This window comes from Sphingobacterium sp. JB170 (genome assembly GCF_900163865.1).
Classification (GTDB): domain Bacteria; phylum Bacteroidota; class Bacteroidia; order Sphingobacteriales; family Sphingobacteriaceae; genus Sphingobacterium.
Genome location: NZ_FUKU01000002.1, coordinates 1 through 20,857 on the forward strand (window position 1 = coordinate 1; position 20,857 = coordinate 20,857).

Annotated in this window: 14 protein-coding genes; 3 read left to right on the forward strand and 11 right to left on the reverse strand. The window is 40.8% G+C overall.

Translation table 11 applies throughout. From position 1 onward, the window contains the following. From FM107_RS00010 to FM107_RS00020, 3 genes are all read right to left on the reverse strand, one after another. Positions 1 to 1,804 (reverse strand): SusC/RagA family TonB-linked outer membrane protein (locus FM107_RS00010; RefSeq protein ID WP_143559384.1); only part of this gene is annotated, 1,804 nt, incomplete at its 3' end. A 350-nt stretch (positions 1,805 to 2,154) separates the two neighbouring features. Continuing rightward, positions 2,155 to 3,168 carry a LacI family DNA-binding transcriptional regulator gene (locus tag FM107_RS00015; RefSeq protein WP_086946480.1) on the reverse strand — a complete coding sequence of 338 codons (1,014 nt, stop codon included), beginning with the start codon at positions 3,166 to 3,168 and terminating at the stop codon, positions 2,155 to 2,157. Between the two features lie 158 nt (positions 3,169 to 3,326). Continuing rightward, complete coding sequence (locus FM107_RS00020; RefSeq protein WP_086946481.1) at positions 3,327 to 4,673, reverse strand: PDZ domain-containing protein; 1,347 nt, start codon at positions 4,671 to 4,673, stop codon at positions 3,327 to 3,329. A 318-nt stretch (positions 4,674 to 4,991) separates the two neighbouring features. On the opposite strand from FM107_RS00020, the gene FM107_RS00025 reads away from it, so the two are divergent. Both FM107_RS00025 and FM107_RS00030 read left to right on the forward strand, forming a co-directional pair. After that, entirely contained in the window at positions 4,992 to 6,023 is a 1,032-nt protein-coding gene (locus FM107_RS00025) for a L,D-transpeptidase (protein WP_086946494.1), read from the forward strand. A 71-nt stretch (positions 6,024 to 6,094) separates the two neighbouring features. Further along, positions 6,095 to 6,868: a murein L,D-transpeptidase catalytic domain family protein gene (locus tag FM107_RS00030; RefSeq protein WP_246229367.1), complete on the forward strand. Its 774-nt coding sequence runs from the start codon at positions 6,095 to 6,097 to the stop codon at positions 6,866 to 6,868. Positions 6,869 to 7,170: 302 nt separating this feature from the next. Here the strand turns inward: FM107_RS00030 and FM107_RS00035 are convergent, their stop codons facing one another. The 7 genes from FM107_RS00035 to FM107_RS00065 form a co-directional block, all read right to left on the reverse strand. Further along, complete coding sequence (locus FM107_RS00035) at positions 7,171 to 9,384, reverse strand: NADP-dependent isocitrate dehydrogenase (RefSeq protein WP_086946482.1); 2,214 nt, start codon at positions 9,382 to 9,384, stop codon at positions 7,171 to 7,173. A gap of 162 nt (positions 9,385 to 9,546) precedes the next feature. Next, positions 9,547 to 10,194, reverse strand: coding sequence for an NAD(P)H-binding protein (locus FM107_RS00040; RefSeq protein WP_086946483.1), 648 nt, complete (start codon positions 10,192 to 10,194; stop codon positions 9,547 to 9,549). 15 nt (positions 10,195 to 10,209) lie between these two features. Beyond that, on the reverse strand, positions 10,210 to 11,253 hold the full coding sequence (locus FM107_RS00045) for a ferredoxin--NADP reductase (protein ID WP_086946484.1): 1,044 nt from the start codon (positions 11,251 to 11,253) through the stop codon (positions 10,210 to 10,212). A 109-nt stretch (positions 11,254 to 11,362) separates the two neighbouring features. Further along, positions 11,363 to 14,500 carry a translation initiation factor IF-2 gene (gene infB / locus FM107_RS00050; protein WP_086946485.1) on the reverse strand — a complete coding sequence of 1,046 codons (3,138 nt, stop codon included), beginning with the start codon at positions 14,498 to 14,500 and terminating at the stop codon, positions 11,363 to 11,365. A gap of 106 nt (positions 14,501 to 14,606) precedes the next feature. Beyond that, positions 14,607 to 15,845 (reverse strand): transcription termination factor NusA, encoded by a 1,239-nt coding sequence (gene nusA, locus FM107_RS00055; RefSeq protein ID WP_086946486.1) that lies wholly within the window; start codon positions 15,843 to 15,845, stop codon positions 14,607 to 14,609. A gap of 2 nt (positions 15,846 to 15,847) precedes the next feature. Further along, the gene (rimP, locus tag FM107_RS00060; protein ID WP_086946496.1) at positions 15,848 to 16,312 is read right to left on the reverse strand and encodes a ribosome assembly cofactor RimP; all 465 of its coding nucleotides are present in this window, start codon (positions 16,310 to 16,312) and stop codon (positions 15,848 to 15,850) included. Positions 16,313 to 16,414: 102 nt separating this feature from the next. Beyond that, on the reverse strand, positions 16,415 to 17,188 hold the full coding sequence (locus FM107_RS00065) for a LexA family transcriptional regulator (protein ID WP_086946487.1): 774 nt from the start codon (positions 17,186 to 17,188) through the stop codon (positions 16,415 to 16,417). Positions 17,189 to 17,294: 106 nt separating this feature from the next. On the opposite strand from FM107_RS00065, the gene FM107_RS00070 reads away from it, so the two are divergent. Continuing rightward, positions 17,295 to 17,612 (forward strand): hypothetical protein, encoded by a 318-nt coding sequence (locus FM107_RS00070; protein ID WP_086946488.1) that lies wholly within the window; start codon positions 17,295 to 17,297, stop codon positions 17,610 to 17,612. A gap of 65 nt (positions 17,613 to 17,677) precedes the next feature. Here the strand turns inward: FM107_RS00070 and FM107_RS00075 are convergent, their stop codons facing one another. Next, positions 17,678 to 20,818, reverse strand: coding sequence for a DPP IV N-terminal domain-containing protein (locus FM107_RS00075; RefSeq protein ID WP_256959241.1), 3,141 nt, complete (start codon positions 20,816 to 20,818; stop codon positions 17,678 to 17,680). Between the last annotated feature and the right edge of the window lie 39 nt (positions 20,819 to 20,857).

Sequence of the window (20,857 nt, forward strand, 5' to 3'; positions counted from 1 at the left end):
TTGACGGGAATACGCCCCAACGATTATCTTCTCTAAAACGTGACGAACCGTCTGTACGGATTGTCCCGGAGATTATATACTTGTTATCATAGGTGTAAATCAATCTTCCGTAGTAAGAAATCAACTTGTTCTGAGGCACATCAAAGGCAAATGCGGGCGTGCTTAACACGGTACCGTCCGCGCTTGTGCGATCGTAGTTATATACTTTAGACTTATAGTTATAGTATCCATAACCCGCAGTCGCATTGATATTACTCTTAGCGATATCCTTGGTATAGTTTAGATAGAACTCACCAACGGTATTGGTGATATCTGTTTTGTAGCGTGTAATTTCTCCCAAAGTGCTAATCGTCACTGCAGCATAGTCGGGGATATAGGTATCGCCTTCACCTTTAGATACATCGTATCCTAAATTCAAATTCGCATTTAACCCTTCCAGAAATGGTATGGCATAGTCGAGCTGTATGTTACCAAAACTTCGTGAAACTTTTCCATTGTCGTCTTTTAATTCCAACAATCCAAGCGGATTACGCGGTGCATTCGGGTTAGGATCATATTGTTCTGTGGCCGAGTTAAATTGTTTCCATTCGTAGAAATTGCCAAACCTATTTTCTTCATGAACGGCTTGCGTAGGATCAAACTGAATAGCTGCACCGATTGCATTTTGATTACCGAATTTCGAATTTGAAAGTGATCCTTTTAGATTAATATCAACCTTTAAACTGTTGTCGAAAAGTTTTGGTGCAAAATTTATAGCTGCGGTTGTGCGATCTAAATTATCTCGCTTTAATATACCTTGCTGATTTAGATACCCCAGGGACACGCGGTATGGAAGGTTTGGCTTGATTGCACCAGCAATGCTTAGGCTATTGTCTGTGGAAAATGCCTGTCTGTATATCTCATCCTGCCAATCCGTATTGCTTTCACCTAGAGAGGCAATTTGTGCATCAGTCCCTTGTGCATTTACGTATTCACGAATTTGATCTGCAGACATCAAATCTACTTTTGCAGCTACCTTAGCTAGTGAATTCTGTGTGCTAAAATTGATTTTCGGTTGTCCGCTGGCACCTTTTTTTGTCGTGATTAAAATAACGCCGTTCGACGCTCGAGAGCCGTAAATAGCCGTAGCGTTTGCATCTTTGAGCACGGTGAATGTTTCGATATCTGCAGGATTAATGAGGCTTAGTGGATTTGCAACGCCAGAAATAGTACTTGAGGAAAGAGGAACTCCGTCAATAACAATGAGTGGATCGTTACTCGCATTTAGTGATGCGCCTGCGCGCACACGGATAGTGCTTGCGGCCCCAGGCTGGCCACCACCAGATGTAATCTGTACACCAGCAACTTTACCGGTAATTAATTGTTCAGGTGTCGTGATTGCACCTTTTTGAAAATCTTTGGAAGAAACTGTCGTCATCGATCCAGTGAGTTCTCCCTTTTTCTGCGTACCGTATCCAATTACAACTACTTCTTCCAGGTTACTGGCGTCCATATCTAATATAAAATCAAATGTATTATGTCCCTCGCCTATCGTGATACTTTGTTCTTGGGTTATGTAACCAATCATGTTTACGGATACACGATGAGCTTTAGAGGGAATATTATTTAGGGAGTATTTTCCTTCTCCGTCAGCCGAGGTCGATAATTGAGTTCCAAGGATAATAATTGTCGCTCCGGGAACGGCATTACCTTGTTTATCGGTTATTCGCCCCTGTAAACTGCCAGACTGTGCAAACGCAGCAATCTGAAGACACATCAGAAGTCCAACAACCATTACCCGATGTAATGTAAAATTGTTCATCATGTTAAGTTTTAGATTAGTAATTGAAGTTATTAATTGAACGTGCGTATAAAATTCCGTTAGAATGATGATTAGCTACGTTGGATTTTGAAAATTTTAGTACGAAAAGACGATAGTTAGCTCGCAAGCACAACATTAAATCCCTCATCAAAAACGACGTTAACATCTTATTTTTCATGCCAATATTGATTATATCATAATTATGGGAACGTTCCCAAAAAATACAAAAGTTTAAAACTGAGAGAATGCTAAAGTTAGCTTTTACACATTCGCTCGAAAATTGTTAGCATTTCGGGAATGTTCCCGAAACATATCAAAGATATAATGTTCCGAGAATATTCACAAAGAAAAAATTATTTTTTTTTACTCGACTCTTGAAAGTAAAGTGTTGAGGGAAGTAAGGTGGTCTGTTGGTTGTTAAGGATTACTGGTTTGGAAAGACAGCGAAACAAATAATTAGCCGCTTCCTTCCCCATTTCAAGGGCAGGTTGTTTTACGACGCTTAGTGAAGGCTTAAGTAAGTCCGTAATGTCCAAACAAGAAAAACATATCAACTTTAATTCTTCGGGTATTCGAATTTTTTCGTCTAGTGCTACACGTAGCGTAGAAATCGCCAGGCGCTCCACGGCAGCGAATATTCCATCGGGTTTTTGTTGATTCAGAAGCGTTCGGATTGCCTCGCTATTAACACGAGCATCGTTAACGGTGTCTAGTACCAATCTGGGGTCAAAGGGAATACCGTTCTCTTCTAATGCCTTTTTATATCCATCCATGCGAATTTTCCCAATAGATACATTCTGATTAATCACGGCATACGCGATTTTTCTACATCCATTTTCTATTAAATGTTGGGTCGCGGAACGACTAGACTCGAAGTCATTACCGGTTACAAAAAAACTATTAAAATCTTCGTACGTACGGTCAAAAAATACGATCGGAATATCGTGATCTTGTAACAGTTGCAAATGGCTATGATCCTTCCCTTCTCCAGAGGCCGAGATAAGTACGCCATCAACACGTCCATTAGCGAGTGAGCGAACAATAGATGCTTCGTTTTGCACATTGCTATCGGTAACATAGATAAGCGTATGGTAGTTCCGAGAACGTGCGATCAACTCAATACCTTTAATTGCCTGACTAAAAAAATTGTTCCCGAATTCGGGAATAATGATCGCAATTGTAGCACTACGGTTACCTTTTAGGCTACTCGCGTAAAGATTTGGAGCGAATCCAAGCTCTTCGGCTTTTTCTAAAATCCGAGCTTTCGTTTTGGGGCTGATATCGTTGCTATCTCGAAATGCTCGCGACACGGTGGATTTGGAAAGTCCAAGTTGTTTTGCTAAATCAATAATTGTAATCTGTGACATTTGAGTTCTTTATCGATATCAAATATATTGCTTTTTAACAGTCAGCCAACACCAGTATGATAATAATTGTAAAAAATCGATCTATTAAACAAACGATACCGGCTTCCCGACTAAATAAAAGAAGGTTAACTTTTTCTAGCAAACACCTCCAGATCGCGTCAAATTTCGTGATACGGAATTGGATCAACAAGTTCGAATCGTACATCGATCAATTCTCCTTGACGTTCCAATATTAGTTTAACATGATCTCCATGTTTCGACTGTAGGCGCTGCATAACCCTTTCTAAAGTTAGTCCACCGATGGAATGACCGTTTATACTAATAAGCAAGTCCCCTACTCGGACGCCAGCCTTCTGAGCCGGCGAATCTTTTCGAATACCAGATACTCGATATAGCGGTTTTAAAACAAATTTGTATTGCACATTATGATTATCAAAGTTAATCGTAACACCTTTGTTTTGTGGCTGCATGGGATCATCGTTTCTAGACTGTTTAACGCGCACAAGTTGCTTGGACCATTCCATCCCATCATGTCTAACATCCATTCCTGCCATGTTCACTACAAAGGGTTTGTTGAAATTTTTGTTTTTACGCAGATAGAGTAACTCCTTTTGATAATCAATTAGTAAATGGAAACGTTGCAAGATTTGACTGCCAATGGAACCAACCCTATTTACTGCCAGTTTCCGTTCGAAGACTGCGCTAGAGTCTGGGTACGCAACTATCGGATACCGAATTTCAAAATTTTCAATTGCTATCTTTTTAATCCGATTGCGTTTTCCATGAATTACGCCGCTGAATCCCCTCCCTATGTATTCTTCAACGTAGGGTTCACTCACTTCAAATTGTTCAATACGAAAAGGGAATACCATTGCTGCGTCCGTATTTCCCATATCAACAAGCATTTTACTGGTTAGCCATTTGTCACGAAATAATAGTTCTGCCTCGATATAAGGACGGTGTCGTTCGATCTCAATTTGCGTATTTTCATATTTTCTAACCTCTCCGCTATAATCGTAACCCGATGGATAGAGGGTCAATCGTTTCTTTATATAATCTACTTTTATAGGAAAGCTGTGAAAGAAATGAGATCCTAATATTCCATTTATTGCCACACCTACGTCACTTGAAATATCCAGGTCGTCCGCTTGGATGACGTATATAGAATGTAAGGAATCAACTGCTATTTCTTCAATTTCAACTAAGTTTCCTGTTGATAGAATACCATCAATACCACCTTCGCTTCCAATTCCCTGAAACCTAATTTTATTTTGATTATGAAGATAGAGGCTATCTCGCGTGTTCGCAAAAAGAATTGTTTCCTTTACTCCGGTATCTAATAGAAACGAGAAGGTGACGCCATTTATGGTAACAGGAATTAAGATGATATTATTAATAAGCTCAAATTTGAATGTAAGCGGTTTCTTACCGCGCAACTGAAACACGCCCTGCCCCCATGCAAAAAAGGGAAAGCATAAAGAAATCAGAAATAGAGCATGTCTCATTTATAATCGGTAACTACACGAAGTTAAGCTTTTGACATCAATAATGATAATTTCCTTATGTAAGATTATTCTTCAGAACTTACTAATCTTTTAGGATTGATTGCATCACTTAATGACGGATCTGGGTAGTCGGTTATGGGATTAACGTTTCTGTTTTCTTTTATTGAGGATAATTCTAGATAAATTGATCTTACTAAGCGTTGCGAAACGCTACAAAACTATAAATATCTAGCGCATTGCGAACTACGACATGTTAAATATTGAAAATTTATGTATTTTTGGATGCATCAGATATTAACGGAATTTTATAGGAATTACATGGGAAAATACATCGGGAACGCATTCCTTTTTTTTTGTCTAACTTTAACGGCTTGCAATCAAAACAAGGCTAAAGTTATCGACCCTGCTGAACAACGCAGAAAAGATTCAATAGAACGCGTTAAGCAGGCTGAGGAAGCCGAGAGGCAACGTCCGAGAACTGCAGATGATATCGACCTTAAAAAAGAGCTCTCCTATGATCAACACACCCTAGAGGAGACATATGACTATGAAGACACTACTCGCCATTTTCAACTCGATAAGATTAAAGAGTATCTTGCATTGGTCGAAAATTTCCAACGCGAAAAGGCCTCTTATGTGGTTTTGGAAAATCGAAAAAATAAACATGGCGAGGCCCCTCTTGTAAAGAATTTTCACCGCAATGAATACAAATTAGTTTCCGATTCACTGGGCACGGCACGTTATGAAGGAATTCCGTTATATTTAGTAGGCGATACTGAGGCGCCTACCATTTACGGGCGGGATGGCGCGCTAGCGAAACTGCGTAGCAGTGATACTATCGATATGGTAAAAGTAGACGGGGTGTCATTCGACGGTGAGTTCGAAGTACCGAAACGTTACATTAAATCAATTGGAGACTCGGTTACCTTCTACCACGTAGCATTTCCTGATGTAACGAACCAAAATATTTTAACTGCAGAACGTGTAGGGGATTGTAAATGGGTGGTCAGAAGTATGAATCCAGCTACTACTGGGCGGCATAAACCTCCCTATGCACACGATACACCAACAGGTATCTTTGTCGTACAGGAGAAGAAACCGAAAATGTTTTATTACCGGGATGGGACAACATCAATTGAGGGCTATGCACCGTATGCGAGTCGCTTCACCAATGGAGCATACATTCATGGCGTGCCGGTAAACAATCCTAAAGGTAAGATAGTAGAATACAGTTGGTCATTGGGTACAACCCCGAGATCTCATATGTGTGTGCGCAACGCTTCTTCTCATGCAAAATTTGTATATGATTGGGCTAAAAAGTACAATTCGTTAGTAATTGTAATTAATTGATATTCACATTATTTAACATTTTTGCCGCGGGATTTTTCGTAATTTTGGCCCGGAACTAAAGAAAAGTGCTTATGCGTAGTATGATATTTGTGTTGTTGACATGTTTTTTAGTGAGTTATATTCCAACAGGAATTACAGATCCTTCAGTAGCTGAAGCAGCAAATTCTAAGCCTTCAGAAGAAATCAAAAAAATAGAAAAAAAATCAACAGCAAATATTCTTTATGAGAATATGAAATTAGCAGGTGTCTTAAATTTTGATGCCTTCGAACAAGCGTTGCAAGGATATGAACAGCTGAATCCTAGCAAGAAAAACATCCTTACTGTGATTGATTTTACTTTACCTTCAAGTGAGAAGCGTATGGTAGTTATCGATATGGATAATCAAAAAGTTTTATTTCATAATATCGTTTCTCATGGTAAGAATTCTGGAGAGAAGTATGCGACATCTTTCTCGAATAAACATGGGTCATTACAGAGTTCATTAGGTTTTTTCTTCACAGAAGGCACCTATCAAGGCGGTAATGGCTATTCTCTTATATTAAACGGATTAGAAAAAGGTATTAATGACCAAGCGAAGGCGCGAGCCGTGGTTATTCACGGAGCAGACTATTGCAGTGAATCTTTTATTAAATCTACCGGTCGATTGGGACGTAGCTATGGTTGTCCTGCTTTACCAAGAGCATTAACGAAACCCATTATCAACACGATTAAAAATGGATCATTAGTCTACATATACGCGGACAACGATCAGTACCTTGCGAATACAAATATTGTAAAACAGGTCACATCAAAAGGTTTGCTTGCGCAGCATGATCAAACTGATAGTCTCTCGAATTTAAATTAGAAGCCATCCAAAATTCAGATGCTCTTTAATATTCGCTTTCTCGAAATATTAAAGAGCATTATTTTTTAAAAGGCTTTCGAAGATATAAACTCCAAATTTCTATCCGAATAGCCGGGAGTTAAAAGTAATCCCTGAGGAAAGAACCATCGTAAAATATACGGATATGAAAACTGTACATTGAGCAATTCTGGCGCCGGATTTAAAGAAAATTAAAGAGTTCTATAACAAGTGTTTAGCCGCTAAACAAAAGATCAGTTTACCGCTAGATAAACTGATCCTTTAAAAAATTACAATTTCTATTATTATATTGTTGCAATCGCTGTATTAAAAGTTGATGATGGACGCATTGCTTTAGAAGCTAGTTCATCATTCGGAAAATAATATCCACCTATATCTTGTGGACTTCCTTGAGCACCAATAAGCTCATCATTTATTTTTGACTCTTGCTCCTGTAAAGAAGTAGCAAGCTTGCTAAAAATGGCTGCCAGTTCGCTGTCTTTAGTTTGTGCAGCTAAAGCTTCAGCCCAATATAATGTTAGATAGAAATGTGAACCGCGGTTGTCAATCTGTCCAACTTTACGTGCGGGCGACTTATCATTTGCTAAGAATTTTTCGGTTGCAATGTCTAAAGTTTCTGCAAGCACTTGAGCCTTATCATTATTTTGTGTCTCAGCGAGGTGTTCAAACGACGCTCCTAAGGCTAAAAATTCACCTAGTGAATCCCAACGAAGGTATCCTTCGTTAATAAATTGTTCAACGTGCTTCGGTGCAGAACCGCCTGCCCCGGTCTCAAATAAACCACCGCCGTTCATTAACGGAACGATCGATAGCATTTTCGCCGACGTTCCAACCTCTAATATTGGGAATAAATCTGTAAGGTAATCACGTAATACATTACCTGTCACAGATATTGTATCTAATCCTTTACGAATGCGTTCCACAGAAAACTTAGCTGCTTCTATTGGAGAAAGTATGTGAATTTCTAAACCTTCAGTATCGTGATCCGCTAGATATTTGTTTACTTTTTTGATTATTTCTCTATCATGCGAACGATTTTCGTCCAGCCAGAACACTGCAGGTGTTCCTGATAACCGAGCACGATTAACCGCTAGTTTAACCCAGTCTTGAATCGGAGCATCTTTTGCTTGGCACATACGGAAAATATCACCTTGTTCAACCGGCTGTGCCATTAAAACTTTACCTTCAGCATCTACAACATTGATTGTGCCTGCAGATTTCGCTTGGAATGTTTTATCATGGGAACCGTATTCTTCGGCTTTCTGTGCCATCAAACCAACATTTGGTACAGAGCCCATTGTTTTTGGATCAAAGGCACCATTTGCTTTACAATCTTCAATTACAGCTTTGTAAACACCTGCATATGAACGATCTGGGATAATTGCAATTGTGTCTTGCGGTTTGCCTTCTTTGTTCCACATTTGTCCCGATGTACGGATCATTGCAGGCATCGAAGCATCAACGATTACATCTGAAGGTACATGTAAATTGGTAATTCCTCTGTCAGAATTCACCATCGCTAAATCAGGACCATCTGTTATCGCTTTCTCAATGGCGGCTTTGACTTCTGCCTCTTGCGGCGTTCCAGCAATCTTATTATATATCTCTCCTAAACCATTGTTTTTATTGATACCCAAAGTCTTAAATAGGTCTCCGTATTGCGCGAATACATCTTTAAAGAAAACTTCAACGATAGCGCCAAAGATGATGGGGTCAGAAACTTTCATCATTGTCGCTTTAAGATGTGCAGATAGTAAAACATCAGCTTCTTTTGCCTCTTCAATCGTTTTGGCAACGAATGCTTTTAATTTTGCTATGTTAAGTACCGAAGAATCGATCACTTCACCAGCGACAAGCTTCCCGTACGGCTTTAGCTCAGTTGTTTGCCCGTCTTCGGCAACAAACTCTATTTTGAACTTTCCGTCGTTTTCAACGGTAAGTGATTGTTCAGTTGAATAGAAATCACCGTCGGTCATTGATGCTACTTTAGTTTTACTTTTCGCGGACCAAGCACCCATACTATGCGGGTTTGTTTTTGCATAATTTTTAACCGCTTTAGGAGCGCGTCGATCAGAGTTCCCTTCACGAAGGACAGGATTTACTGCTGAGCCTAATATTTTAGCGTATGTCGACTTAATTATTTCTTCTTCTTCGTTTTCTGCCGAGTCCGGATAATTCGGTACATTGTAACCGGCCTTTTGTAATTCTGCGATTGCAGCCTTCAGCTGCGGGATTGAAGCAGAAATATTCGGTAATTTAATGATATTCGCATCCGGGCTTGTTGCTAATTGCCCCAATTCCGCGAGTGCATCAGAAATCTTTTGATCCGGGCTTAAGTATTCTGAAAAATTAGCTAATATCCTTCCCGCTAAAGAGATATCTCGTGTTTCTACTTCTATGTTTGCTGTTTTAGCAAATGATTTTACGATTGGTAAAAATGAATAAGTCGCTAATAACGGCGCTTCATCAGTTTTAGTGTAAATAATTTTGGATGACATAATATTCTATTGAAATTCAATTGTTTTACGGATAAAAAATCATAGTGCGCACTCCTATTTACTAGTATTACCAGCGAAGTGCTACTATTTAAAATTCGCCTAAAGATAAGCATTTGAAAGCTAAAATCCGATACCGGATTTAAATATGACTTAGCTGAAATATTAAACCGCTCCGTTGAACAAATCTTGCCCCGCCAGACGGCGAATTCCTGTGTTATTCGCTACAAAACCGGCCTTTACAATCTCTTTAGCAAGCTGATGAGTCGTAATTGCACGGTATCCACTTAATAGGCCGATCTTATTTACACCCTGAAGAATTTTACCGGTGATTTGCTCTAATTTCCGTGTGGAATTCGGTCGTGTAATCATTCCGGGTTGGATGATTGTCAATTGCGGGAAGTTTAATGCGCTGACATGGTCCTCTAAAGTGCCTTTCATTCGGCTATAAAAGAAATAGGCGTCTTTACTTGCGCCAAGTGCAGAGAGCAATACAAAATGCTTAACATCGGCGGATTTGCAGAGCGCGGCAAAGTGAAGTTGATAATCGTGATCGACTATCCATTGTGCCTCTTTGCTACCTGCGTCTTTTAGTGTAGTACCCAAACACGAAAAAGCGATATCCGCATGCAGATGACTTTCGTAATTTTGCAGGTTTTCAAAGTCTACTTTAATTACTGTTAATTTCGAATGGTTATTGTTGATTTCCCGACGAACCAAAGCAATTACGGCTGTTATTCTCTTGTCTGCTAATAGTTCCTTTAAGACTTCTTTGCCTGTAGCGCCAGTGGCTCCGATGATAACAGCTTTCATAGTTTTTAATTTAGCTTAAACTACATCAATCGTCGTACCATCTTCTAACGGGTGGGAAGTACAAATCAAACAACGGCCATTTTCAACCTCACGATCTGTTAGAACCTCATTGTAATCCATCCGGACGGACCCGCTGGAACATTGTGAGATACAAGTACTACACATCCCCGATTTACAAGAATAGGGAAGTTTAATATTATTATCCAGTCCGGCCTGCAAGATTGTTTTGTTGTATGGAATTGTCAACGGGTATTCTTGTCCTTGAAACCTGAGCAATATGTTGTACGCTGTCGTATCAACCGGATCGTCTTCTTTCTCATCTTCATCATCTTCTTCTTCAGGAAAATGAAATGTCTCCTTGCGGATATCCTCGTCGGGGATTCCAAGACCGAGTAACGTGAAGCGTACTAAGTCCATGTAAAATACCGGACCACAGGTGAAAAATATAGCATTGTTATCCTCAGGCATGCGTTCATTGACAAAGCGTAATAAGTTCTCGCGGTTTAGGTGTGCATTTAACAGATTTTTTGAATTGGAGTAAATCCATATAATTTCAAGCCGATCGGCATACAGTTGTTGCCAATGTTCAAGTTCAACTTTAAAAACTGTCCTATCGGGTGAACTGTTGCTATAAATGAGGACAACCTTCGTTTTGGGTTCTGTGGACAGCGCAGTTTTCAGGATGGAAAATAACGGAGTAACACCAACGCCGGCGCCAAATAAAAATAATGTTCGAGCTGTAGTGGGGTCAGGTTCGTATGTAAATAATCCCTGCGGGGCTAGAACATCAACAAGATCCCCAACGCGTGTACGATGATGCAACAGGCGGGAAATTTCCCCATTATCCACTCTTTTTACGGTAATGGCTAGCGGCTCAACAACTGCAGGCGAGCTACTAAAGGAATACGATCTACGAACCTCGCGATCGCCAAACATAAATGACAAAGTTAAAAATTGTCCCGCCTTATAGCTAGGATAATCCCCAGATAAATCTTTAAAAGTAAGAGTAACGTTGTTGTTTGGTTGTTGAATAATGTTGGTAATCTCGAATTTGTACATATATAAAAATACAGTATTTGCAACTAGAAGTCAAATAGAAAGATTCTATGGTCAATAAAAAATCCTGACAATGTTAACTGCCAGGATTACAACTGTTTATAAAATCTTATTAAAGCTTACGTTTAACTTCTACTTGTTCGTATGCTTCGACGATATCACCTTCCAGTATGTCATTAAAACGATCAATGTTAAGACCACATTCGTATCCTTGGCTTACTTCCTTCACATCATCTTTGAAACGTTTTAAAGAAGCTAATCTACCCGTATGGATAACAACACCGTCACGTATTACGCGAATATCATTATTTCTATTGATTTTACCCTCTCGAACCATACATCCGGCAATAGTACCCACTTTCGATATTTTAAACGTTTCTCGGATTTCAACTTCAGCAACAATTTTCTCTTCGAATTTTGGTGCCAGCATCCCTTCCATTGCCGATTTAAGTTCTTCGATTGCATCATAGATAATAGAGTACAAACGTATATCAATCTGTTCATTCTCCGCTAGTTTACGTGCATTCTGGGTAGGCCGCACTTGGAAACCGATGATAATCGCATCGGATGCTGAGGCTAATAATACATCTGACTCTGAAATTGCTCCCACTGATTTATGGATGATATTAACTTGAATCTCCTGTGTTGAAAGTTTCAATAGCGAGTCGGATAATGCTTCGATCGAACCATCAACATCACCTTTGACAATGACATTAAGTTCTTTAAAGTTCCCGATTGCAAGACGACGACCGATTTCATCCAAGGTAATGTGCTTGGTTGCACGCATTCCCTGTTCACGTTGCAATTGCAAACGTTTATTTGCGACCTGACGCGCTTCGGATTCACCTTCTAGCACGTATAATTTATCACCTGCAGTAGGCGCTCCTGACATACCTAGTATTTGAACAGGTATCGAAGGTCCCGCGGATTTCACGCGCTCACCCCGTTCATTAGTTAATGCTTTTACTTTACCAGAGTGCGACCCTGCTAATATAGCATCCCCAACACTTAATGTACCTCCTTGGACAAGAACGGTCGTTACAATACCACGCCCCTTATCGAGAGCGGCTTCTATTACAGATCCAACAGCACGTTTGGTTGGATCGGCTTTGAGTTCAAGTATTTCTGCTTCTAATAATACCTTTTCTAACAACAAATCGACGTTTTCACCAGTTTTAGCTGAGATCTCTTGCGCTTGGTATTTACCTCCCCAGTCTTCAACAAGGATATTCATCGCCGATAACTGTTCGCGGATTCTATCGGCATTTGCGCCTGGCTTATCGACTTTGGTGAATGCAAATACGATTGGTGATCCAGCAGCCTGTGCGTGGTTAATCGCCTCTTTAGTTTGCGGCATCACTGCATCGTCAGCCGCTATAACAATAATTACAATATCCGTAACTTTAGCACCACGGGCACGCATGGCCGTAAAGGCTTCGTGACCAGGCGTATCTAAGAACGTAATCTTGCGGCCGTCGTCTAAGCTTACAGCATATGCACCAATGTGCTGGGTGATACCACCGGCTTCACCTTTGGTTACGTTTGCTTTCCGAATATAATCTAGAAGTGAGGTTTTACCATGATCGACGTGACCCATTACCGTTACAATTGGAGCACGGTCTACCATCTGATCCTCGTTGTTTGGTTCTTCCAGCTCCGTCACCTCTTCGTCTTCAGGTTTAATAAACTCTATCTGATAACCGAATTCATCAGCAACTATACTGAGTGTTTCAGCATCCAAACGCTGGTTTATGGAGACGAACATGCCGAGACTCATACAGGTCGAAATAATTTGCGTTACTTGCACATCCATCAAGTTTGCTAACTCATTCGCAGTAACGAACTCGGTTACGCGCAATACTTTAGATTGTGCTGCTTCCTCCATTGCAGCTTCTTCTGCTGAAAGTGCAACATCGTCTCGTTTTTGGCGGCGTAGTTTAGCACGCTGCGCGAACTTGCCGGATTTCCCCGCACCACTTAAACGCGCAAGTGTAGCTTTGATTTGATCTTGTATTTCCTTTTCAGATGGTTCTTCCTTAGGGCCATCGTGACGTCCTCTTCCCCGCTGATCCGGACGCGGTCCTCTATGGTGCGGATTGTTACCTCCTCCAGGTCTGCTGTTTTGATTTTGGCCACCTCTATTGAAGCCTCCTCCCGCAGGACGATTTGCATTCGTGTTACCTCCCTCAGTGGTCGGACGCTGTCCAGTCGGGGTATTCGGATTCGCAGTCGTATTGGGACGATTGTTCGTGCGTTTACGCTTACGCTTATTGTCATTATTCGAATGATGCGTAGGGTTTGACGAAGATGCAACAGGTTTACGCTCTACAGGTAATTGTATTTTACCGACTACTTTTGGACCAGCTAGTGTTGCAGAGCGTGCGCGGATAACATCTTTTTGCGCATCCGTTACAGGCGTAGCTTTATCGTCTCCTTGTACAGGAGGCTTAACATCTGTATTTTCCTTATTCATTGGGGCGCCCTTAGGCTCAGTTTTGATTTCTTCTTTAGGCTCCTCGCTCGGCTTAGGCTCAACATTTCCTTTCTCCTGAGATGCCTCTTTTGGTTGCTCAGTTTTCGACTTTTCTACTTTTGGCTTCTGCTCCTCTGGAGACTTGCTCTTAATTTCTTCTTGCGTAGGTTTTTCAACGTTTGAAATTTCTTTAGCAACCTTAACCTCTTCTTTTTTCTCTTCTTTTAAAGCAGCTGCTTGTGGTGCTTCTTTCACTGGAGGTTGTTCGGATGCCTTTGTTGGTTTCGCTTCTGCTTTGGGCGTAACTTTAGGTTCAGCCTTTTTCGCCTTTCCATGGCTAAGACTATCTAAATCTATTTTACCTACTACTTTCAGTGGTCCATTATCTTCTTTTTTAGGTTCTTCCTGTTTAGGTTCTTCCTTTTTAGGGGCCGCGCTTATAGGAGGTGCATGTTCCACTACCGTATTCTTGACAAGAACTTCTTCTTGCGGTTCAGAGGTGTGGTCATTAGACTCAAAGGAATCTGCTTCACCCGTTCCAACAGCTGACTCATCACGACGAATTTTTCCGATAACAATTTGTTTTGCTTCGTCTTTTACAATTTTATCGCCTTGAAATTCCTTTAAAAGGACACCATACATATCTGGAGACAACTTGGTGCTTGGTTTCGATTCCACATCGAAGCCTCTTTTCACCAAGAAATCAACAGCAGTACCGATCCCAATATTAAGTTCTTTTGCCGCCTTTAGTAAGTTTACGCTCTTTCCTTCTATCATCTATTTATTTACCTCTATTATTTAGTATTACAAAAATATGTTTTTTTACAATGAAAAAACAATTTAAGAACAATTGTTTTTTCATTGCGTATGCCCCGACAGCGCACTATTCGAACTCGGATTGAAGCACGCGAACAATCTCAATGATAGTATCATCCTCAAGGTCTGTTCTTCTGGCAAGTTCTTCATGCGTTAAACCAAGAACCGATTTGGCTGTATCCAGCCCCACTCGCTTCAGTTCGTCAATTATCCAGCTGTCTATTTCATCTGCGAATTCTTCGATATCCACATCTTCTTCTATTTCATCATTTTCACGGTATACGTCGATTTCGTATCCAGTCAATTTACCTGCTAACTTAATGTTATGACCACCACGACCGATAGCTAATGATACTTGGTCTGGTTTTAGGTAAACAGCCGCTGTCCCATTATCGTCATCAATTTTAATAGAGGAGATTCGCGCCGGGCTCAGTGCACGGGTGATGTATAATGAATTGTTTGACGTGAAATTAATCACATCGATATTCTCGTTACGTAACTCGCGTACGATACCGTGGATACGTGATCCTTTCATACCCACACACGCACCTACTGGATCGATACGATCGTCGTATGATTCTACTGCCACCTTCGCTCGTTCTCCCGGTTCACGAACGATTTTCTTAATCGTAATGAGGCCATCAAAAATCTCTGGAACCTCTAATTCGAATAAACGTTGTAAAAATTCCGGCACTGTTCGTGAGATAATAATCTTCGGATTGTTATTCATCATATCAACCTTAGAAACTACTGCACGAATATTATCTCCCTTTTTGAAATAATCAGCAGGTATCTGTTCAGATTTTGGAAGAATAAGTTCGTTTCCGTCTTCATCCAATACCAAAATCTCTTTTTTCCAAATTTGATAAACCTCGCCAATTACAAGTTCGCCTTCACGATCTTTATACTTTTTGAATACTTCATCCTTCTCGAGTTCAAGAATCTTAGAAACTAATGTCTGACGCGCTGCTAATATAGCGCGGCGCCCAAAGCTCTCCAAGGTTACCTGTTCAATATAATCATCGCCGACTTCTAAATCTGGGTCATACTGATGTACTTCAGCTAACTCAATTTCTAGGTCGTCATCCTCAGAAAAGCCATCTTCCATGACAACGCGAGTTCTCCAAATCTCTAAATCCCCGTTATCAGGGTTCACAATTACATCCACATTTTCATCGGTTCCGTAACGTTTGCGGATCATGCTCCGGAAGACTTCTTCCAAAACTGTGATCACAGTTGGGCGGTCGATATTCTTAAAGTCCTTGAACTCTTGGAAAGAGTCTATCAAATTGATATTGCTGCTCATTTTTATTTAAATGAAATTAACACCTTTGTTTCTGTTATATCTGTAAAAGGAATCTCACGATCCTGTGTTGTCGCTTTTTTCCCTTTTTCCTTTATTTTTTGATTGATCGTGATCGACGTATCATTAACCTGCGTTAACTCCCCTTCTATTTTCTGCCCATCAACTCCAGTAATGCGGATTAAGCGGCCAATATTTTTAACATACTGTCGATGTAGCAGTAAGGGGGTATCCACACCTGGGGAAGATACTTCTAAACGGTAGGCCGCTTCAATCGCATTTTCCTCTTCCAAATGAAACCCAACATGCCGACTAATTTTTGCACAGTCTTCTATCGGTACACCTTGATCCCCATCAATTGATATTTCTAATAAACCGTTACGCTGCATCTTAATAGAGACAATGAACAAATCCTCACGATCTGCGATCTTTTCTTCCACAAGTGCACGTACTCTTTCTTCTATTTGCATGTCTAAATTCCGTGATTGAATTAAAAAAGGGGGCATACCATGCCCCCTCTTTCTAAGATATTACAAAAGTACAGATATTCTTTTAAAGATACAAACCTGTCTTTATTTATTATTCACTACTTCCACAATAGTCTTTTGCATTTGCGCCATCATCGACGATAAGGTTTCCAACGTAGGCGTCGAATTTGGTACTGGAAAGTCTTTACTTATAAATGCTTTTGCTTTCCATATCTCTAAGATATCTTGTGGCTCGACCCAGTACGGCGAAAAAGAGGGGTTATCCGAGACGAGCTTCACCCCTTTACTCTCATTGTACTTCTGTCCTAGTCGTTTGTAGACAATACCTTCTGAATTGGTAATAATAACGTAAGTGTCGTTTGCCTTCATTGCCTTCCAATCTTCAACATATTCCGTGATAATCATCGTCCCTGACTCTAAGGGCAACATTGAATCTCCTTTTATCTCGAAAGCACGATATGTCCCTTGGTTAAACATGGGAAGTGAGAACTTCTGTAACGAGCTAACGTACTCGGGATCGCCGTACCCATTCGTATAGCCTGCACTTGCTTTTACCGGCACAAACTCAATGTTTTGTTTTTCTTCTGGATCAACCGTTATACTAAGTACGCGAAAACCCGAATTGCCATTGCGAGCTTTAGGTTTCCAGTCCGCATCAATCACCTCTTGGGTAAACTCATCCATGGAGATCTCAAAAAAATCTGCCATTTTTTTTAGCATATCGAAATTGGGCTCAGCTCGCAGTTCTTCATACGCCCCAATGGATGGACGTTTTACCCCCAATTCATCTGATAAAGCCTGTTGTGAGAGGCGTTTCTGCTTTCTTAAAAATTTAAGATTGGTCCCGAAATTTGACATATTTTTATAAAAAATTTTGTTACAACTAAAACTATTAGTATTATTGTGCCAATAAAGTTAGGTATTTAATTTAGTACCGCCAAATATATTAGTCATAAACACAGAAATGAAACACAGCGTATACATCATTACCGATAGCAATAGAGCTTACCTAGAGGTCGGTTACTGTACAGATATCACAAATAGGTTGCATGAGATCAAAAATTCAGCTACTATATTATTTGGCAAAGCAACAAAATTGAGCAATATTGTTTATATCGCGAATTTCCAAACGCAAAACGAGGCCAAACAGCGCCAACAAGAGCTACAGCAATTTACACGAATGCAGCGTGAACGTATTATTCGTATGAAAAATCCAAATTGGTTAAACCTCGTTCCTTTGACATCGCCAATAGAAACGAAAAAAGTCGTTGTTTATGCCTAATGCACAAACAACGACCTTAACAACCTTATCCCATCAAAATCAACCTCACTATCTATTATATCTGACTACCAGCCAGGCATAAAGTTTAATCCAAAGGTTCCAAATTTTGTTCTCGACTTTACAAATGGCACCGCATAGTAAGGTTCAATAATCATCGCTCCAAATAAATTCACTCGCACCGATACCCCTGCGCTCATCACCGGTACGCGGTAGTTAGGGTCATATACCATAAGTGGCGAACCGTCATTTAAAATTGGATTATCTTGGTTATCGGTCTGCTCCACTAGCGGCTTATCATCGATCGAACCTACAATTTTATTTCCTTTATTCCAAGCCAGTCCTGCATCGAAAAACAAGTTAAGATCGGAAAATAAAAAGTTCGATTTTACCGCGGCCAGCTTCTCCGGTCCGGTAAATGGTAACCGAATTTCAAAATTAGCGACCACTACCCGCGAGCCCATTAAATCATTGTACGAAAGATTTCCTACTTTATCTGGAGACATGCTATCAAATCCACGTACAAAGAATGGATAGCCAATATAATTACCTCTTAAACGTTCATCATCTTTACCCGAGCGGATGTAACTATACACGCGTCCGGCTAAGGTGATGGGTTTGAAGCGAAAGTAGCGGCGAAGATCGATCGTGTAATTGGTAAAGCTTAAATCACCAAAGTACTGCCCTACACCAAGACGGTAACGAAACCCTTCTAAGGGAGCGGTCATACCGAACACGGATTTATCGCCGATCAGTGACGCGCTGAGCTGCTCAACGGTTAGCGGACTGAGATCACCAAGCCCTAAGGATTGCGCCTCTGTATTCGATAGCTTTTCACGGTCACCGTATCCGTAATCGTAGCTGCGCGACCATTTCTCGGCACGGTAACCATAGCGTGCTAAGGCGCCCCCTATTTCGAAACGGTGATCGCGATTAAACGGATAGGCGACAAACGCATCAAGCTGCGTTTCGAACTGACGAATCAGATAATCGTTCATCACCAGTTCGTCGCCATTACCGAGATCTTCCGTCGCATACTCTCGAAAGCCATAGCGATAAGGGATATGAGACACCGAACCACCCCAATTCCACCTACTTCTTTGATTTACATAAGCGATCTGCCCCCCGAAATCGTACAGTTCACCATTAATGTTTAAGGAGCTATATATCTGATTATACCCCAAAATATCGGAAAATGTCCCGAAAATACCACCGGCCATTCCTGCGCCGTAGCGCGATCCGATTGTCATCCCCACGCCCGAATTAGCGACATAGTCAAGTTTAAACTTTGATCGGTACGGCACCGGATGTATCAGTGCGGTGTCGATCCGTTTATACACCTCAAAATTGGAAAGATTCGTGTTGACAACATTCACCCCGCGATTCACATATGGAGGAAGCATAGCAGCCGTAAAATCACTCTTTTGAGCATTTGCAGGACGAGCCGAAAATTCAGAAATATTGGCCTTGTAAATGTTGTATTGGTTGCCTTTAAAATAGGAATATACAATATCGTCATCATTCGATACGCTCAAGGCAGGCGAATACTCCGTGATACCGCTTATCCCGGTGAAGTAATCCGTCAATTGTTCGGTCGTGTTTCCTGCGAGGACGTATCGAAATAGGTTACGAAAACCGTCGCCATTGGATAAAAAGAATATGGATTTCCCGTCACCTGAAAAATGAGGATTCAAATTGTTCGCGCCCGGAAACACGTTTATATTTTCGACCGTTCGTTCGTCGACATCCAAGAGCGCTAATCCGAGCGGGATATCGACAGATCGGCTCGAGTTATCAAAGGAAGCTCGATCCGTACTAAACACTATTTTCTTGCCATCTGGAGAGAAGCTAGGCTGAAAATCGGAATATTTATCGTCAGTAAGTTGAATAAGCTCCTTGTTTTGGTAATCATAGACAAAAATATCACTATGCCCATTTTTGAGGCCCGAAAATGCTACGCGGTTTCCCTGCGGGGAAAAGGAAATGTTTGTGAACTCTACAATCTCTCCCATTGTCACTAAGCCGAGTGTTTTACCGGATTGCACATCGACAACCATCAATTTATTCTTACCATCGCTGAAAACGCTGAAGGCAAAACGCTTGGAGTCTGCAGAAAAATCACCTGCAGATTCCAAGTAACTAAATTCATCAATATCTTTACTCGTAGTTCTGCTACCTAACTTACGTATGATCTCACCAGTATGGGCATCGGCAAGAAACAGATCGATACTAAACAGGTCTTTTTCGGACATAAAAGCAACAAGATTACCGTCGGGTGATATCGCCGGAGCAACATTCATCCGTCCGCCGTTCCTTTGCGTGATTAGGGCTTGCCCAATCGGGTTGGACGTGGTATCTTTATTCAGCGAGCTAAAGGTCGTTTCCATACTGTTGCGCCAAAGCGTACTCATTGTTTGAGCATCGTAGCCGAACACACGCTTCATGGCGACTTCATAGCCATATTTAGCTGTTTCTAAGAATAAAGGCATGATGATCGTGTCACCGTACGTCGCTCCCACGTATGCAAAGAATGCCTGTCCATATCGATATGGGAAATAATTATGAGATTGTTCGGTTAATTGTTTTAATGAAGGTATGTCTCTGCGGGAGTAAGCATCGCGCATCCACATTGCCGTAAAAGCGTCTTTTTTACCCACCGATAAATATTCTGCCATCCCTTCTACCATCCATAAAGGAATGTTTCTGACGCTCTCCAGCCGCGTCGTGTCATTTCCCTCCATCAATAAACGATATTGAAATGCATGTACCATCTCATGACCCAACACATGACGTGTTTGCTGATTAATCTGCATCACAGGCATGACAACACGTTGTTTAAACGCCTCTGTTACGCCTCCCGTACCGACAGAAATCTCACCTTGAATTGCTGTTGTCTGCTGAAACTCGGGATGATTATTATAGATAATTAGCGGATTTTTACGTAGAAAGGTATCCTGAAACACCTGTTGATGCAAACCGTACCATACTTCGGCCTCTTTCGCAAGCCAAGTGACCATACTGTCGTTTTTCAGGTAACTGTACATATCAAAATGCGGCGTCTGTTTGACGGTGAAGTCAAGCTTTTTATAACGCATTTTATTTTGACCGAAGTATTGAGCCCACGCCAAGTTTGGAAGCAATAAAATTAGCGATAACATGATGCACCAATAATTAGCCTTCATTAATGTTGGTCGATAATTTAGTTTCATCGTTTATCAGGTCGTTATTTGTTCCTTAAATCAAAATTA

Coding starts and splice junctions, on each gene's coding strand:
- FM107_RS00015 (WP_086946480.1), bottom strand. CDS start 3,168: ATGTCACAGATTACAATTATTGATTTAGCAAAACAACTTGGACTTTCC.
- FM107_RS00020 (WP_086946481.1), bottom strand. CDS start 4,673: ATGAGACATGCTCTATTTCTGATTTCTTTATGCTTTCCCTTTTTTGCA.
- FM107_RS00025 (WP_086946494.1), top strand. CDS start 4,992: ATGGGAAAATACATCGGGAACGCATTCCTTTTTTTTTGTCTAACTTTA.
- FM107_RS00030 (WP_246229367.1), top strand. CDS start 6,095: ATGCGTAGTATGATATTTGTGTTGTTGACATGTTTTTTAGTGAGTTAT.
- FM107_RS00035 (WP_086946482.1), bottom strand. CDS start 9,384: ATGTCATCCAAAATTATTTACACTAAAACTGATGAAGCGCCGTTATTA.
- FM107_RS00040 (WP_086946483.1), bottom strand. CDS start 10,194: ATGAAAGCTGTTATCATCGGAGCCACTGGCGCTACAGGCAAAGAAGTC.
- FM107_RS00045 (WP_086946484.1), bottom strand. CDS start 11,253: ATGTACAAATTCGAGATTACCAACATTATTCAACAACCAAACAACAAC.
- infB (WP_086946485.1), bottom strand. CDS start 14,500: ATGATAGAAGGAAAGAGCGTAAACTTACTAAAGGCGGCAAAAGAACTT.
- nusA (WP_086946486.1), bottom strand. CDS start 15,845: ATGAGCAGCAATATCAATTTGATAGACTCTTTCCAAGAGTTCAAGGAC.
- rimP (WP_086946496.1), bottom strand. CDS start 16,312: ATGCAAATAGAAGAAAGAGTACGTGCACTTGTGGAAGAAAAGATCGCA.
- FM107_RS00065 (WP_086946487.1), bottom strand. CDS start 17,188: ATGTCAAATTTCGGGACCAATCTTAAATTTTTAAGAAAGCAGAAACGC.
- FM107_RS00070 (WP_086946488.1), top strand. CDS start 17,295: ATGAAACACAGCGTATACATCATTACCGATAGCAATAGAGCTTACCTA.
- FM107_RS00075 (WP_256959241.1), bottom strand. CDS start 20,818: ATGAAACTAAATTATCGACCAACATTAATGAAGGCTAATTATTGGTGC.